The organism is Haloferax denitrificans ATCC 35960, from assembly GCF_000337795.1.
In the GTDB taxonomy this organism is placed as follows: Archaea; Halobacteriota; Halobacteria; order Halobacteriales; family Haloferacaceae; genus Haloferax; species Haloferax denitrificans.
The window spans coordinates 173,669-187,568 of the sequence record NZ_AOLP01000004.1; the positions used below are offsets into that span (position 1 = coordinate 173,669).

The 13,900-nt window shown below is 65.1% G+C and carries 17 protein-coding genes; 8 read left to right on the forward strand and 9 right to left on the reverse strand.

What is annotated here, in order from left to right:
• Positions 1 to 17: 17 nt before the first annotated feature.
• The 3 genes from C438_RS03670 to C438_RS03680 form a co-directional block, all read right to left on the reverse strand.
• Positions 18 to 1,043: a branched-chain amino acid ABC transporter permease gene (locus C438_RS03670; protein WP_004967915.1), complete on the reverse strand. Its 1,026-nt coding sequence runs from the start codon at positions 1,041 to 1,043 to the stop codon at positions 18 to 20.
• Positions 1,040 to 1,900, reverse strand: a complete 861-nt coding sequence (locus C438_RS03675) for a branched-chain amino acid ABC transporter permease (RefSeq protein WP_004967916.1) — start codon at positions 1,898 to 1,900, stop codon at positions 1,040 to 1,042. Before C438_RS03675 ends, C438_RS03670 begins: the two co-directional genes overlap by 4 nt.
• Before the next feature lie 85 nt (positions 1,901 to 1,985).
• Entirely contained in the window at positions 1,986 to 3,269 is a 1,284-nt protein-coding gene (locus C438_RS03680) for an ABC transporter substrate-binding protein (protein ID WP_004967917.1), read from the reverse strand.
• A 224-nt stretch (positions 3,270 to 3,493) separates the two neighbouring features.
• On the opposite strand from C438_RS03680, the gene C438_RS03685 reads away from it, so the two are divergent.
• From C438_RS03685 to C438_RS03695, 3 genes are all read left to right on the forward strand, one after another.
• On the forward strand, positions 3,494 to 3,955 hold the full coding sequence (locus C438_RS03685; protein WP_004967918.1) for a MaoC family dehydratase: 462 nt from the start codon (positions 3,494 to 3,496) through the stop codon (positions 3,953 to 3,955).
• A 59-nt stretch (positions 3,956 to 4,014) separates the two neighbouring features.
• On the forward strand, positions 4,015 to 4,860 hold the full coding sequence (locus C438_RS03690; protein WP_004967919.1) for a thioesterase family protein: 846 nt from the start codon (positions 4,015 to 4,017) through the stop codon (positions 4,858 to 4,860).
• A gap of 139 nt (positions 4,861 to 4,999) precedes the next feature.
• A complete protein-coding gene (locus C438_RS03695) occupies positions 5,000 to 6,640 on the forward strand; it encodes an acyl-CoA synthetase (protein ID WP_193363623.1) in 1,641 nt (546 codons plus the stop codon).
• Between the two features lie 70 nt (positions 6,641 to 6,710).
• Here the strand turns inward: C438_RS03695 and C438_RS03700 are convergent, their stop codons facing one another.
• The 4 genes from C438_RS03700 to C438_RS03715 form a co-directional block, all read right to left on the reverse strand.
• A complete protein-coding gene (locus C438_RS03700) occupies positions 6,711 to 7,490 on the reverse strand; it encodes an SDR family NAD(P)-dependent oxidoreductase (RefSeq protein ID WP_004967921.1) in 780 nt (259 codons plus the stop codon).
• Between the two features lie 4 nt (positions 7,491 to 7,494).
• Positions 7,495 to 8,316 (reverse strand): enoyl-CoA hydratase/isomerase family protein, encoded by an 822-nt coding sequence (locus tag C438_RS03705; protein WP_004967922.1) that lies wholly within the window; start codon positions 8,314 to 8,316, stop codon positions 7,495 to 7,497.
• Between the two features lie 438 nt (positions 8,317 to 8,754).
• A complete protein-coding gene (locus tag C438_RS03710) occupies positions 8,755 to 9,039 on the reverse strand; it encodes a 2Fe-2S iron-sulfur cluster-binding protein (RefSeq protein WP_004967923.1) in 285 nt (94 codons plus the stop codon).
• A 1-nt stretch (position 9,040) separates the two neighbouring features.
• Positions 9,041 to 9,526 (reverse strand): GNAT family N-acetyltransferase, encoded by a 486-nt coding sequence (locus tag C438_RS03715; RefSeq protein ID WP_004967924.1) that lies wholly within the window; start codon positions 9,524 to 9,526, stop codon positions 9,041 to 9,043.
• Between the two features lie 198 nt (positions 9,527 to 9,724).
• Here C438_RS03715 and C438_RS03720 point away from each other — a divergent pair, with 198 nt between their 5' ends.
• From C438_RS03720 to C438_RS03740, 5 genes are read left to right on the forward strand one after another with little or no spacing between them, the layout of a single operon-like run.
• Positions 9,725 to 10,600, forward strand: coding sequence for a Phenylacetic acid catabolic protein (locus C438_RS03720; RefSeq protein WP_004967925.1), 876 nt, complete (start codon positions 9,725 to 9,727; stop codon positions 10,598 to 10,600).
• 1 nt (position 10,601) lies between these two features.
• Positions 10,602 to 10,976 carry a metal-sulfur cluster assembly factor gene (locus C438_RS03725; protein WP_004967926.1) on the forward strand — a complete coding sequence of 125 codons (375 nt, stop codon included), beginning with the start codon at positions 10,602 to 10,604 and terminating at the stop codon, positions 10,974 to 10,976.
• 38 nt (positions 10,977 to 11,014) lie between these two features.
• Positions 11,015 to 11,176, forward strand: a complete 162-nt coding sequence (locus tag C438_RS03730) for a phenylacetic acid degradation PaaB family protein (RefSeq protein WP_239640632.1) — start codon at positions 11,015 to 11,017, stop codon at positions 11,174 to 11,176.
• Positions 11,173 to 11,952, forward strand: coding sequence for a Phenylacetic acid catabolic protein (locus tag C438_RS03735; protein WP_004967928.1), 780 nt, complete (start codon positions 11,173 to 11,175; stop codon positions 11,950 to 11,952). The genes C438_RS03730 and C438_RS03735 overlap by 4 nt, the downstream gene beginning before the upstream one ends.
• The gene (locus tag C438_RS03740; RefSeq protein ID WP_004967929.1) at positions 11,949 to 12,212 is read left to right on the forward strand and encodes a PaaD-like zinc ribbon domain-containing protein; all 264 of its coding nucleotides are present in this window, start codon (positions 11,949 to 11,951) and stop codon (positions 12,210 to 12,212) included. Before C438_RS03735 ends, C438_RS03740 begins: the two co-directional genes overlap by 4 nt.
• Before the next feature lie 36 nt (positions 12,213 to 12,248).
• On the opposite strand, the gene C438_RS03745 is transcribed toward C438_RS03740, so the two are convergent.
• Positions 12,249 to 12,680 (reverse strand): pyridoxamine 5'-phosphate oxidase family protein, encoded by a 432-nt coding sequence (locus C438_RS03745; protein WP_004967931.1) that lies wholly within the window; start codon positions 12,678 to 12,680, stop codon positions 12,249 to 12,251.
• Between the two features lie 9 nt (positions 12,681 to 12,689).
• Positions 12,690 to 13,844 carry an acyl-CoA dehydrogenase family protein gene (locus C438_RS03750; protein WP_004967932.1) on the reverse strand — a complete coding sequence of 385 codons (1,155 nt, stop codon included), beginning with the start codon at positions 13,842 to 13,844 and terminating at the stop codon, positions 12,690 to 12,692.
• Between the last annotated feature and the right edge of the window lie 56 nt (positions 13,845 to 13,900).

The window sequence follows — 13,900 nt, forward strand, 5'->3', positions numbered from 1 at the left end:
CCGAGTCCGAGTCCGAGTCAGCGGCTTTCGACGTCCGTGCCACCCCCCTCCGGTTCGTCGGTGAGACCGAGGTCGCTCAGCACGTCTCGGGCGGAGCGAACGACGCCCTGTCGGAAGTAGAGGAACAACACGATGAGGAGCGCGCCGAAGATGGCGGACCGCCACGTCTGGAGGCTCTGGGCCGAACTCAGGAACTCCTCGATACCGACGATGATGGTCGCGCCGACGATGGGCCCCATCGTGGTCCGCAGGCCGCCGACGACGAGGACGATGAGGACGATGACGTCGACGGCGATGAAGGTGAAGCCACCGGGGAGGATGTACCCCGACTCGCGGGCGAAGAACGCGCCGACCAAGCCGATGAGGAAGGCGGCGACGAACCCCGCGATGGTCTTGTACCGGACGACGTCGATGCCGATGGACTCGGCCGCGACCTCGTCTTCCCTGATGGCGTCGAACGCGATGCCGTACTTCGAGTGGACGAGCCGGAGGTAAAACCCGAGCGTCGCCACGAGCAGGAGCAACACGAGGTAGTAGAGCACGAGCTTCGTCTCGATGCCGACCGCGTCGGCGACGACCTCGAGGCCGAAGTACTCGTACGGGAATCCGGTCGACCCGCCGGTGATGCCCCGCGCGCCGACGAATATCTCGCTGAACACGAGTTGGAGGTTCAGCGTGAGAATGGAGATGAGGACGACGGTGAAGTTGCGTTTGGCGGAGACGTAACTGACGAGGAGGCCGATGAGACCGCACGCCAGCGCCGCCACGGGGAGCGTGACCCACGCGGAGATGGCCAACGCGTCGGCCAAAATCGCCGTCGTGTAGGCGCCGAACCCCGCCAGCCCGCCCATGAACAGGAACAGTTGGTCCGTGTGTCCGAAGACGATGTTGAGCGCGACCGCGAACAGCGCGATGAGCAGGAGGTGGGCGAGGACGCTCTCGTAGTAACTGCTCCCGAGGACCGCGAGCGGTGCGAGCGCGAACACGACCGCCACGATGGCGACGTTTCGCACCTCGGTGCCGAGCGACGGTCTGGAACTCATGATATCGCCTCCGGCCGGGCGAGGAGCACGACGATGGCGGTCGCGAACAGGATGATGGTCGCGACGTACGACCCGACGAAGAAGTTGGCGAACTGGTTGACGAGCCCGAGGAAGACCCCGGCGCTAATCGCGCCGACGAGGCTCCGGACGCCGCCGACGATGGAGATGATGAGCGCGAACGTCGTGAACTCGAACCCGTTCGACACCGCGACCGCGGAGCCGGCGGCGAACACCAGCCCGCCGAGTCCGGCCACCGCGGCCGAGAGGACGAAGATGAGCGTCCGAATGCGCCGCGGGTTGACCCCGACGAGACGCGCGCCGCGTTCGTCCTGAAACACGGTCCGGGTGGCCTTCCCGAGGAACGTGCCGCGTAAGAACCCGAACAGGACCGCGAGAACGACGGTGCCGATGGCGACGATGATGAGCGAACTCCCAGTGAGCGTCGCGCCGCCGACGGAGACGGTGCCCACGTCTAACGGGAGCGTGTACCGCGACGGGAAGTAGTTGATGAGGACGCCGTCGAGGAAGACGGTCAACCCGAGCGTCGTGAAGATGCCGAGGAGGATGCGTTCCTCGCCGTCCGACCGGTAGACGAGCGAGAGAATCGTCCGGTCGACGACCAGTCCGAACAGCGCGACCACGACGAGTGCGACCGCGCCGGCGACGACGAGACCCATCCCGCTGTTGACGACGAGGGTCGCGACGAGCACCGCGAGGACGGCGAACGTGCCGATAGCGAGGTTGAGCACCTCGCCGAGGCCGAACACGAGGGTGATGCCCACGCCGAGCAGGGCGAGGAACACGCCGAAGGCGAGGCCGTCCATGGCGACGCCGAGGAGCGTGCTCGCCGTCACCATACGGGACACCTCCCGTCCCGAGTCGTCGTCGCTCCGCTCCGAGCGGCGAATCGGGCGACGGCGGTACCCCGACCGAATCGCGCCATCATTGGTCGGCGGGGAGTGCGGGCAGTGCGTCGGTCCGGAACTGCTCTTCGAAGCCGAAGTTCCCCTCGGGGAAGTACGACGGCGCTTCCGACGTCAGTTGGCTGTATATCTGCACCTGATTTTTCAGCTCGCCGTTCTCCGTGTACTCGATGGGGTTCGCGAACAGCGTGTCGAACCTGATGTTCCGAATGGCGTCGGCGATGGCCGTCGAGTCCGTCGAACCGGCGTCTTCGATGGCCTGCGCCAGCATCTTCCCCGAGACGTAGCCGTACGCGGTGTGGGTGTCGAACTGGTTCCCCGTCGACTCGCCGAAGCGCCGCGCCACTTCCGCGAACTCGTCGCTGTACACGTCGGTGTTGTGCACGTGAGTGAACCCGCCTTCGAAGGCGAGGTCGCCGAGCGCGCCCGCGATGACGCCCGGCGGGAAGCTCGGGCCGGTGACGACCTCCGGCGAGTACCCGAGTTCGTTCAACTGGCCCGCGATGCTGAGCGACCCCGGCGGGTGGCCCGTCGCCACCATCATTTCGAGGTCCTGCGGATATCGCCGGATGAACGACCTGAAGTCGCTCGCGCCGACCGGCGCGGCCTGCACGTTCACGTCCACGTCGAAGTGCTGTTGAATCCCCGCCTCGACGGAGCGGCCCCACGCGTAGTCACCGATGATTGCGCCGACGTTCGAGTAGCCGGCCTCGGCGACGAGGCTCGCCTGCGCTTGCATCGTCGTGGCCGCCGGAAGCAACCCGACTCGGAACGTGTAGGTCGTCTCCGGGGTGATTGCTTGGTTCGTCCCGGACATGTGGAGGAGCATCGGAACTTCGAGCTCCTGTGCGGTGCGTGCGGTTCGGATACCGACGTCTGACGAGACGGGACCGACCGTCGCCACCGCGTTCTCCTGTTCGACGAATCGGCGGAAGATAGTGTCGGCCTGTCCGGCGTCGCTCTGTGTGTCCGACTCGACGATTTCCAACTGTCGGCCCAAGACGCCGCCGTCGGCGTTGACCTCCTGCACGGCGAACGCGAGCCCGGCGCGGTGGGCGTTCCCCCACGGGGTGAACGACCCCGAAAGCGGCTGGAGCGAACCGATGACGATGGACTCGCCGGAGCCGCCCCCGGAACTGTCGGTCTGCCCCGTCGTCCCGCCGCCTCCGGTTTCGCCTTCAGTGGTCCCTGCCCCGTCGTCCGTGCCGGACCCGCCACCGGCACATCCCGCCAGCAGTCCGACGCCCGCAACACCGCTCAGTTTCACGAAGTTCCGTCTGCGAATTGGGTTTTTCCCGACCATGAATGTCATCATTGATTAGTGGGGTTAAATAACTTTGTGGTGTGTTGTCGTCCGCCTAGACTGGCTGACACCTCTGCGGTCGCTTGCCAGCGAACGGTGGGTACGGCGGGAGACACGGTAGATATGTTGTCGGTCGATGGTGAACGTATCTGACCGCGCGCCCACGCGAGAGCGAGTGCGTCGGACAGAGCACTTATTACTTCGTTTGCGTGACTTACTGTTCGATGTCACAACGCTACTACGAAGACATCCCGGTCGGAGAGGTTCTCGACCTCGGCACCTACACGGCCGACCGAACCGAACTCCTGCGATTCGCCGAGCGCTACGACCCACAGCCGATTCACGCCGACCCGGTGGTCGCAGAGGAGACGATGTACGGCGGCATCATCGCCAGCGGCTGGCACACCGCGGGGTCGTGCATGCGCTTGCTGGTAGACGGATTCCTCGCAGAGACGGCGACGCTGGGGTCGTTCGGACTCGAAGAACTCCGTTGGAAGACGCCCGTCTATCCGGGCGACACCATCCGCGCGGAGGCCCGAATACTGGAGAAGACCGAGTCGACCAGCCGCGGCGACAGGGGGTACATCACGACCGAAGTCGAAGCGACGAACGGGGCCGACGAGGAGGTCATCTACTGGCGGGCGACGAACATCTTCCTGACGAGGCCGACCGACACCTCCCGGTGATACGCCACGTCCTTGCCGACATCTGAACCCTATTGTACACCGATAGTAAATCATCTTCCATGCGAGTTATAGACAGCCACCAACTCCGCTTCGGCGAGATGGCCGGCCCGCTCGTCCACGGGGCGAAGTTCTTCGATTGGCAACTGATATCGACGCAGGCGTTCGCCCGAGAAGTCGGCTACCCGTTCGAGCGACTGGTCGGGGACGGTGCGATTCCCTACGCGCCCGTCGGCGTCGATACGACCGTCTATCGGTATCCCGCCTTCGGCGAGACGGTCTCGGTCGACGTCGAGGCGACCCGCGTCGGCGACTCCAGTCTCGAACTGGTGTACGAGACGACCGACGGCGACGGCGAGCCGCTCTCGACGGCGCGGATGACCCACGTGACGATTGCCCCCGAAGGGGGTGCGCTCTCGCTCCCGGCAGACGTCAAACAAACGCTGGCCGACCACCGGGTCGACCGGACGGTCGACGTCGGCCCCGGTGACGACCCCGAGAGCGACCCGAATCGGTATCCCACGTTCGAGGAGTCGTTCAGCGTGAACGCGCCGCACATCGAGTCGTCCGAACTCGCGTACTTCGAGGAGTACCCGCGGTTCGCCGATGTCGCGCTGGAGTCGTTTCTCGCGGCGAGCGGGGTGCGCTTGGCCGAGATATCGGGCGACCGACAGCCGTACCGCATCCGCGACTGGCACTGGGAGTTCAAATCGCCCGTCCGATTCAACTCGGAACTCGCGGTCGAAAGCGACGTTCGGGCGGTCGACGACGACGCGATTCGAGTCGAACACGCGTTCCGAACCGAGGGTACCGTTCGGATATCCGGCGTCACCGAGTACGGGTGTTTCGACCGAGCGGGGAACCCCACGACGTTCACCCCCGAGATGCTGGCTCCCTTCGAAGGCTAGCGAAATCACCCGTCGCCGTGCCGCTCGTCGGTATTCTCGCGTTAATCGCTCCGTCGTCGGGTTCCCTCAGTATACAGGCGGTTATTACTGAACACACCGCAAGATATTTCGTGATTAATATTGATTATACAGCCAGCCCATGCAAGAGAAGATACCCGAGTCGTACCTACCAGACGTGGGACCGAGCCTCGTTCACGCGTTACCGGAGCTCCACTACCCGGAGCACGTCAACGTGGTTACCGAACTGGTCGACCGTCACGTTTCGGAGGGTCGGGGGGACAACGTCGCCATCCGGTTCGAAGACGAGGAGCTGACGTACGCCGAACTGCAACGGCAGGTCAACCGCCTCGGGAACGGCCTCGTGAATCTGGGCGTCGAGCCCGGTGACCGCGTGGTCGTTCGGTTCACGAACCGCCCCGAGGCAATCGTCTCCTGTCTCGCCGCCCAGAAAATCGGCGCGGTGGCGCTCCCCTCGATGAAACTGCTCCGCGCGGCCGAGCTCGTCCACATCATCAACAACGCCGAGGCCTCGACGGTCGTCGTCTACGACGCGCTTCTCGACGAAATCGACGAGGCGCTCCCGCGGACCGACACGGTCGAGAACGTCGTCGTCGTCGAGCGAAACGGCGTCGAACACGACCACACGGACTACGACGAGCTGACCGCCGGGGCCGACGACGACCTCGACGCCTACCAGACGACCCGCGACGACCTCGCGCTCATGCTCTACACCTCCGGGACGACGGGCGAACCCAAGGGGGCGACACACACGCACAGACAGGTGCTGGCGACCGCGGACAGCTACGCCCGGTACTGTCTCAACCCCACCGAAGACGACGTGTTCGGCGGGAATCCGCCGCTCCCCTTCGCCTACGGCTACGGCGACTTGGTGACGATGCCGCTCCGGTTCGGCGCGACCACGAGCCTCGTCGAGAACGCGTCTCCCGGCGACCTGCTTCAGGCCGTCGAAGACCACGGAATCACGATTATCTGCTCGATACCGACCGCGTACAACCAGATTCTTCAGAAGCACCCCGAAGGCCCTGAGAAGTACGACACCTCGTCGCTCCGGATGGCAATCAGCGCCGGCGAGCCCCTGACGCCGAGCACGTTCAACAAGTTCAAAGACAGCTACGGCGTGGAGATTTACGACGGTATCGGCACCACGGAGATGCTCCACATCTTCGTGAGCCACCGGGAGGGCCAGGACATCGACCCCGGAGCGACGGGTTACCCGGTCCCCGGCTACGAGTGTAAGGTCATCGACCCCGACACCGGCGAGGAGCTTCCGCGCGGCGAGGCGGGTCTGCTCGCGGTTCGCGGGCCGACCGGCATCTCGTACTGGAACCGCCCGGAGAAACAGGAGAACGCGCTCGTCGACGGCTGGAGTCTCCCCGGCGACATCTACATCCACCGCGAGGACGGCCGCCTCGAATACAAGGCCCGAGAGGACGACCTCATCATCTCCAGCGGCTACAACATCCCCGGCCCGGAAGTCGAAGCAGTGCTACAGGAGCTCGACGAGGTGTCCGAGGTCGCCGTCGTCGGCGCGCCCGACGAGGAACGCGGACAGGTGGTCAAGGCATTCGTCATCCTCGCAGACGGGTTCGACGCGAGCGACGAGCTGACCGAGTCGCTCCAGAACCACGTCAAGAACACGCTCGCGCCGTACAAGTACCCGCGTCGCGTCGAGTACGTCGACGAGCTTCCGCGGACCGAGACCGGCAAAATTCAGCGCGTGAAGCTCCGGGAACGCGAGCGCCAGCGGCAGGAAGCCTGAGAATCGGACGATCTGACGGTGAGTCGTCGGGGCAGTTTCGCCCCGGGAGAATTCGGTCGAAGTCGAACGACTACCGCCGGATGTAGCCGCCGTCGACGTGAACCGTCTCGCCGGTAATCCAGCTTGCGGCGTCGCTCGCGAGGAACACCACCGCGTTGGCGACTTCTTGGGGGCGGCCGACCCGTTCGAGCGCGTACGACTGCCCCAGTTTCTCCCGGTACTTCTCGACGAACGCCTTGGTCGACGGCGTCTCGACGGTCCCCGGACAGACGCAGTTGACGCGGACGCCGGAGCCGCCGACCTCCTTGGACATCGTCTTCGTGAACGAGCGGTTCGCGGCCTTCGCCGCGCCGTACACCGCCAGTCCGGGGTCGTTCCCCCGGTAGGACGAACTCGCGTAGTTGATGACGACGCCGTCGCCGCGCTCGACCATTCCGGGGAGGGCCGCGTGCGTGCAGTTGAGCGTCCCGTACAGCGAGACGCCGAGCTTCTCGTCCCAGTCGGCCGGCTCCGAGTCGAGGAACTTCTCGACGCCCGCCACCCCGGCGTTGTTGACGAGGACGTCGAGCGAGCCGAACGCTTCGACGGTCGCTTCGACCATCGCCACCGCCGCGTCGTACTCCGAGACGTCGGTTTCGAGGCCGACCGCGCGGACGCCGTGCGCGTCCGCGACCCGCTCCGCGACCGCCTCCGCGCCCGCGCCGTCGATGTCGGCGACGACGACGTTCGCTCCGAGGGCGGCGAAGGCCTCGGCGACGGCCTCGCCGATGCCCTGTGCGGCGCCGGTCACGCAGGCGGTTCGCCCCTCGAAGTCGAAGCTGTCTCTGATGTCCGGCGAGTCGGTGCTCACGGCGTTACTTCCCCTCGAATTCCGGTTGCTCGTCGCTTCCGAAGGCGTCGATTGCCTTCGCGTAGTCGTCGGACTGCGCGAGGGCGGGCCACGCGTGGCTGGCGTATTCGATGCCGGCGTCGTAGCCGACGTTGCGCGTGATGTTGACCGCCTGTTTGATAGAGCGGACCGCGAGCGGCGGTTTGCTCGCGAGCTTCGACACCAGCTCGTCGACGCGTTCGTCGAGTTCGTCGGCGTCGGCGACGACGTCCGTCAGGATGCCGCTCTCGGCGGCTTCGGCGGCGCTGAGTCGGTCGCCGGTCATGGTGATTTCCTTGGCTCGGCTGGCACCGACCATCGTGGTCAGCCGTTGCGCCGCGGCACCGCCGGGGAGGACGCCGAAGTTCACTTCGGGCTGGCCGAACGAGGCGGCCTCGACGGCGAATCGGAAGTCCGACGACATCACGATTTCGAACCCGCCGCCGAGACAGAGCCCGTCGACGGCGGCGACGACGGGCGCATCGTACTCTTCGAAGGCCGCACACATCTCACAGAAGAGGTCGGGGACGCGCTTTTTCTGGTGGTACGTCGAGAAGTCGCTCATCTCGCCGACGTCTAACCCCGAACAGAACGCCTTGTCGCCCGCGGAATCCACGATGACGGCCCTGACTGCGATGCCATCGGCCTCGTCGTCCAGCGCCTGGAAGGCGTCGAAGGCGTCGATGAGGTCGTGTTGCATCTGGATGTTAATCGCGTTCATCGCCTTCGGGCGGTCGAGCGTGATACGCCCCAGTCCGGTCTCTTCGTCGAACGACCAGTCGATGGTCTCGAAGTCGGTGTCTGACATCGACTGTCATTTCCCTAGCGGGCTATTAATACTTAACGACGCGCACCCCCGCGTTCACGGCCGGCCTGTATACAGAACCGTATACGACTCGTCGGTCGGCGCGCCACGCCGCGTGACGCCGGCTGTGGTGCCCAACTATTACAGACATATGGCTGTAATGTCTTCTCGTAGAGACCGTCACCGAGTTCGACCGAATCGGCTTCGGACCGCATCGGACACACCACCAATTACAGTCATACGGTTGTAACTACCCTCGGAGGTACTTTCTCGAACGACCGTGATGAACTCCGGTCCAGAGCTGTATACAGGTACGTATACACTGCCGTCGTTCGAGCGCCACGGTGGGGACTCGATGGGACGGTAATCTCGTCGTGGCGTTCGAGAAGCGACTGCTCGAAGGTCGGTATCGCCGGCCAAAAACGGACGAAAGAATGGGTTTCAGGGGCCGCAGTTCGACCGAAGCTTCAGGTCCGACCGCGCTTTTGCGACGCAGGTCAGGACGTAGCCTTCCTCTTTTTCGGACTCCGAGAGGAACATCGCCTCCACTTGATCGACCTCGCCTTCGACGACTCGGAGGGCCGAACAGACGCCGCAGACGCCCATTCGGCACTGGTACGGAAGGTCGATTCCGACCTCTTCGGCGGCCTCCAACACCGGCCGGTCGTCGGGAACCTGGATGGTGCGCCCTTCGTCGACGAACTCGACTTCGTAGTATTCGACCATGTTAGAGGCGTTCTTCGTAGACGAGTTCGACGGGGTCCAGCCCGTGGGACTCCAGCATCTTCGCGGCGGTGTCGTCGTCCGCTAACACGTCGATTCGGTAGTAGTCGACCGCCCGCGGCTCCTGTTTGAACCACACGGCCGCCGCGTCGAGTAACTCGCCGGCGACGCCCGCGCCGCGGTGTTCCTCGCGCACGAAGAGGCCGTGGATGTATCCGTGGTTCGCGAGTCGAAAAATCGGATGGTCGCCCATCACGCGGGCTTCGAGGACGCCGACGGGGTCGTCCTCGCCGTCGACCTCGGCCAAGAGCACGGTGCCGTACTTCGAATCGACGAGCTGGTTCTCGAAGTAGCGGAGCCAGCGTTCGTCGGCCTGGTCGCTGTGGCCGTATCGGTCGTCGAACCGCGAGAGATGATCTGTGAATCCGTGCCAGAGCTCCAGTATGTCGCTTCCATCTTCGTTTTCAGCGTGACGTGTCTGAATACCCATACAACCGATACTGGAGCCGACTGCCTAAAATATTCGTATCGAACTATATGTCGAGTTACATTACGGCCGGCGCGTCGCTCGGGTCGGGGGTGGGACAGAGAAACATTCATAACGTTCGACTCTAATTGTTTGATGAGTTCGATTAGACAAGCCATGCCAACGGAAAAACAATTTAAGAACCAGCTACAGAACGGTCGGATGATCGAAGACGTGTCGGAGATGACCGAGGGGTACAAGAAGGCGCTGAAGGCGACCCTCAAGGTCTCGGCGGACACCGAACTCATGAGTGCGCCCGCGTACTACGAGATGTCGATGAACGCGCCGACGCTCGACTCGCGTGCGTCGTGCATCAGCGTCATCCAAGACGAACTCGGCCACGGTCACATCGCCTACCGACTGCTCGAAGACCTCGGCGAGGACCGCGAAGAGCTCATCTACGAGCGCGAGCCCCACGAGTTCCGCAACACCTACGGCTTCGACCAGCACCTCGAAACGTTCGCCGAACTCGTGAGCGCTCACGGGATGTTCGACCGCGCGGGGATGGTGCTCCTGAGCGACATCGAGGCGAACACCTCGTACGCCCCGTGGAAACGCGCGCTCCGGAAGGTCGGCAAAGAAGAGCAGTTCCACCTCCGCCACGGCGAAACGTGGATGCGCCGGCTGGTCAACAACTCCGAGAAGACGAAACAGCGCGTGCAGGACGCGGTCGACTGGATGTTCCCGATGGGAATCGAGTGGTTCGGCATGCCGGACGGCAAGAAGCACAACACCGACCAACTCGACTACCGCATCAAGGGGAAGACCAACGACGAACTCCGACAGGAGTGGATGAGCCACACCGTCCCCCTCGCGAACGAACTGGACCTCGACGTGCCCGCGCACTTCGACGACGAGGCCGAGGAGTACGTCCTCGAATACGACATGCCGGTCGCGTTCGACGCCGACAACAAGGAGTGGCGCTTCGACGAGCCTATCGGCTGGGACGACGTCCTCGACCGATGGCGCTCGCGCGGCCCCGCCAACGAGAAGTACGTCAACATGCTCCAGTCCGGCAAGTTAGAGGTGAAAGTGTAGTATGAGCGCGAACACCGCAGGCACCGGAACGGCCGGATTCAGCATCGGACCCGAAGAGGACGCCGACGAGTTCGAACAGGAGCTCTGGGCGACCGTCGACGAGGTGCCCGACCCGCACATCCCGGTCAGTCTGGTCGACATGGCGATGATTTACGACATCGAGGTCGACGCCGGCGAGGTCACCGTCACGATGACCTACCCCTGTATGGGCTGTCCGGCCTACGACATGATTCAGGACGACGTCCGCGCCGTCCTTCGGACCGTCCGCGGCGTCACCGACGTCACCATCGAGGTGACGTGGGACCCCGTCTGGTCGAAAGACATGCTCACCGACCGCGCGCGAGAAGAACTGCGAGACGCAGGAATCGGCTTATGAAGTACCACGTATTCACCCGCAACAGATCCGGAGACGACATGATACACGCAGGAACCGTTCAGGCGGACTCGGACCGCCTCGCGCGAATCTACGCCCACCGAACGTACGACGAGGAAGACTGGGACTTCATGGGCGTCGTCCGCGAGGAGGACCTCCTCGAAGTCAACGAAGAACCCATCAGCAGTCGAGGTGTCGCATGAGCGCAGACGCCGAGAGTCGCTGGCCTGCGGTCGCCCGCGACTACGTGCAGGCCATCGCCGACACGAAGTTACTCCTCGGCCAGCGCTACGGGGAGTGGATGCTGAAGGGACCGAACCTCGAAGACGACATCTCCGGCGCGTCCAACGGGCAGGACGAAATCGGGCAGGTCCGACAGCTGTTCCGCCTGCTGGAAAAGCAGGGCGTCGACCGCGACTGGCTCGAAACCGACCGCGAGCCGGCGGAGTACGCCAACGCCCAGCCGCTGGACGAGGAGGCCGAGGCGTGGCCGACGTTCATGGTTCAGGTGGCCCTCTCCGACCGGGCCGCGTGGCTCCTGCTCGACGCCATCCGACACGAGGACTTCACCGGCATGGTCCAGAAGATGGGCGAAGACGAGTACTTCCATCTCGAACACCACGACGCTCGCCTCGAAACGCTGGCGGTCGACCAGCCCGAGGCGGTCGAGGCCGCTCTCGAACGCTACTTCCCGGGCATCCTCGCGTTCATCGGTCCCGCGACCTACGGCGCGGGCGAGGACCCGCTCGTCGAGGCGGACTTCACCGACCGCGCGGTCGCCGAGATTCGCGGGGCGTTCCGCGAGCACTACGTGGACCTGTTCGCGGGGACCGACGTCACCGTCCCCGCGCTGACGGACGACGTGCCGGACCCCGACGAGTGGGACGAGAAACGACGCCGGAGCGGCGACGGTCACATCGACCAGCGCGTCGCCGACCAACTGCAGGGCGTCACGAACAGGGAGTACGTCATCGAATGAGTTCCACCGAGTCGTTCGGCGGCGGGAGCGGCGGCGCATCGGACCGCGGAGCCGACACGGACGACGGCGACGGTGACGGCAACCCACCAGAGGCCGTCTGCCCGTTCTGCGGCTCCGGCGACACCGAACGAGAGTCGAGATTCGGCGGCGAAGTCTCGAAGAGCCAGTACTACTGCAACGGCTGTCGAACCGTCTTCGAGCGCATCAAGTACGACGGCGCGATTCCGTCGACCGGCCGCGACCGAGACGGCACGCGCTGAACCGGAGCGCGCCCGTTCGACCTCGTCCTATCCGACTTATCCGAGCTTTCGAAAGTCCCACGAGACGGTTCGCTCGGGCGTCAGCGCGATTTTGACGCGCTCGTGACCGCTCGCGTCCGGGATGGACTTCACGGTGCCGAACAGCGCGCGCTCGATGTCCGCCACCTGTTCTGGGTCGTCGACGACGGCGGCCGGACCGCGCCATTGGACGCCGCGATGCTCGGCGTATTCCGATTCCCCGGCGTCGACGACCGCCGCGGCGACGCCCGTCGACCTGATGTTTTCGACCTTGACCGAGTCCGCGTCGGTCTCGAAACAGAGGCGACCGTCGACGACCGCGGCGGCGACCGGCACGACGTGCGGCAGGCCGTCCGGACCGACGGTGGCGACGCGAGCGACCGGCGCTTCCTCGATGAGCGCTACCTGCTCCGCCCGGGAGAGAGCGATTCTGTCGTAGTTCCGAACCATGGGCGACGCTCAGAGCCCCAGCGCCGCGCTCGCCACCGTGGTCTTTTGAATCTCGGTGGTGCCGCCGATAATCGCGAGGATGCGGGCGTCGCGGTAGTACCGTTCGAGGGGGTAGTCCGTCCGGTAGCCCTTCCCGCCGTACACCTGCATGGCGTTTCGGGCACAGAACTCCGCGGCCTCGCTCGCCGTGAACTTCGCCCGCGACGACACGCGGGTGTCCCCCTCTCCGTCGGCGATGCGGACCGCGGAGTCGTAGACGAGACTGCGGGCCGATTCGAGTCGGGAGTCCATCTCCGCGACGAGCACCTGTACGGCCTGATACTCGCCGACGGCCTTGCCACCCTGTCGCCGGTCGCCGGCGTACGCGACCGCCTCGTCGAACGCGGCGCGGCCGATTCCACAGCCGATGGCCCCGAGTCCCGTCCGGGCCATGTCGATAGTGCCCATCGCGATGCGGAAGCCCTGACCGACGGCTCCCAAGAGCGCGTCCGCGTCGACCGCGACGTCATCGAACGTCGAATCGCCGGTGACGTGCCCGTGCATGCCGAGGTACTCCCCTCGCTCGAACGAGAACCCGTCGACCTCGTCGGGGCTGGGGACGAGAAAGACGCTCACGCCGTGGGAGTCCTCGGGCTGTGGCCGTTTCCGCGCGACGACGAGATGGACGTCGGCGACGCCCGCGTTCGTCCCGAACGACTTCTCTCCGGAGATTCGGTAGCCGGTGTCGGTCGCCTCGGCGACCGTCCCGAGTTCCGTCGGCGACGACCCCGCGCCGGGTTCGGTCAACAGCATCGACCCGACGGCGTCGCCGGCGACCATGTCGGGAAGCAGTCGTTCGCGCTGTGCGTCGGTGCCGAAGTTCAACACGGGGAGCATCGCGAACGTGTGGCCCTGAATCGTCTCCGCCACCGCGCCGCTCTCCTCGGCGATGCGCTCTATCGCGAGGCAGTACGAGAGGAAGTCGCCGCCGAGGCCGCCGTACTCCTCGGGAACGAGAATCCCCAGCAGTCCGGCGTCGCCCGCGGCCTCGACGACGTCGCGGGGGAACTCTCGACTTCGCTCGATTTCTTCGGCGCGAGGGGCGACCGACTCCGTCGCAAACGTTTCCGCGCGGTCCAGCACGTCGTGGTGCTCCTCGGAGAGAGCACGCTCCAGTAACGTCATACCCTCCCCTCGTGTGTCGAGGACCTTATCTGTAACGCGAAACGGCGACCGCTCGG

Excerpts from the sequence above, each read along its gene's own strand:
- C438_RS03670 (WP_004967915.1), bottom strand. The coding sequence starts at position 1,043 with ATGAGTTCCAGACCGTCGCTCGGCACCGAGGTGCGAAACGTCGCCATC.
- C438_RS03675 (WP_004967916.1), bottom strand. The coding sequence starts at position 1,900 with ATGGTGACGGCGAGCACGCTCCTCGGCGTCGCCATGGACGGCCTCGCC.
- C438_RS03680 (WP_004967917.1), bottom strand. The coding sequence starts at position 3,269 with ATGGTCGGGAAAAACCCAATTCGCAGACGGAACTTCGTGAAACTGAGC.
- C438_RS03685 (WP_004967918.1), top strand. The coding sequence starts at position 3,494 with ATGTCACAACGCTACTACGAAGACATCCCGGTCGGAGAGGTTCTCGAC.
- C438_RS03690 (WP_004967919.1), top strand. The coding sequence starts at position 4,015 with ATGCGAGTTATAGACAGCCACCAACTCCGCTTCGGCGAGATGGCCGGC.
- C438_RS03695 (WP_193363623.1), top strand. The coding sequence starts at position 5,000 with ATGCAAGAGAAGATACCCGAGTCGTACCTACCAGACGTGGGACCGAGC.
- C438_RS03705 (WP_004967922.1), bottom strand. The coding sequence starts at position 8,316 with ATGTCAGACACCGACTTCGAGACCATCGACTGGTCGTTCGACGAAGAG.
- C438_RS03710 (WP_004967923.1), bottom strand. The coding sequence starts at position 9,039 with ATGGTCGAATACTACGAAGTCGAGTTCGTCGACGAAGGGCGCACCATC.
- C438_RS03715 (WP_004967924.1), bottom strand. The coding sequence starts at position 9,526 with ATGGGTATTCAGACACGTCACGCTGAAAACGAAGATGGAAGCGACATA.
- C438_RS03720 (WP_004967925.1), top strand. The coding sequence starts at position 9,725 with ATGATCGAAGACGTGTCGGAGATGACCGAGGGGTACAAGAAGGCGCTG.
- C438_RS03725 (WP_004967926.1), top strand. The coding sequence starts at position 10,602 with ATGAGCGCGAACACCGCAGGCACCGGAACGGCCGGATTCAGCATCGGA.
- C438_RS03730 (WP_239640632.1), top strand. The coding sequence starts at position 11,015 with ATGATACACGCAGGAACCGTTCAGGCGGACTCGGACCGCCTCGCGCGA.
- C438_RS03735 (WP_004967928.1), top strand. The coding sequence starts at position 11,173 with ATGAGCGCAGACGCCGAGAGTCGCTGGCCTGCGGTCGCCCGCGACTAC.
- C438_RS03740 (WP_004967929.1), top strand. The coding sequence starts at position 11,949 with ATGAGTTCCACCGAGTCGTTCGGCGGCGGGAGCGGCGGCGCATCGGAC.
- C438_RS03745 (WP_004967931.1), bottom strand. The coding sequence starts at position 12,680 with ATGGTTCGGAACTACGACAGAATCGCTCTCTCCCGGGCGGAGCAGGTA.
- C438_RS03750 (WP_004967932.1), bottom strand. The coding sequence starts at position 13,844 with ATGACGTTACTGGAGCGTGCTCTCTCCGAGGAGCACCACGACGTGCTG.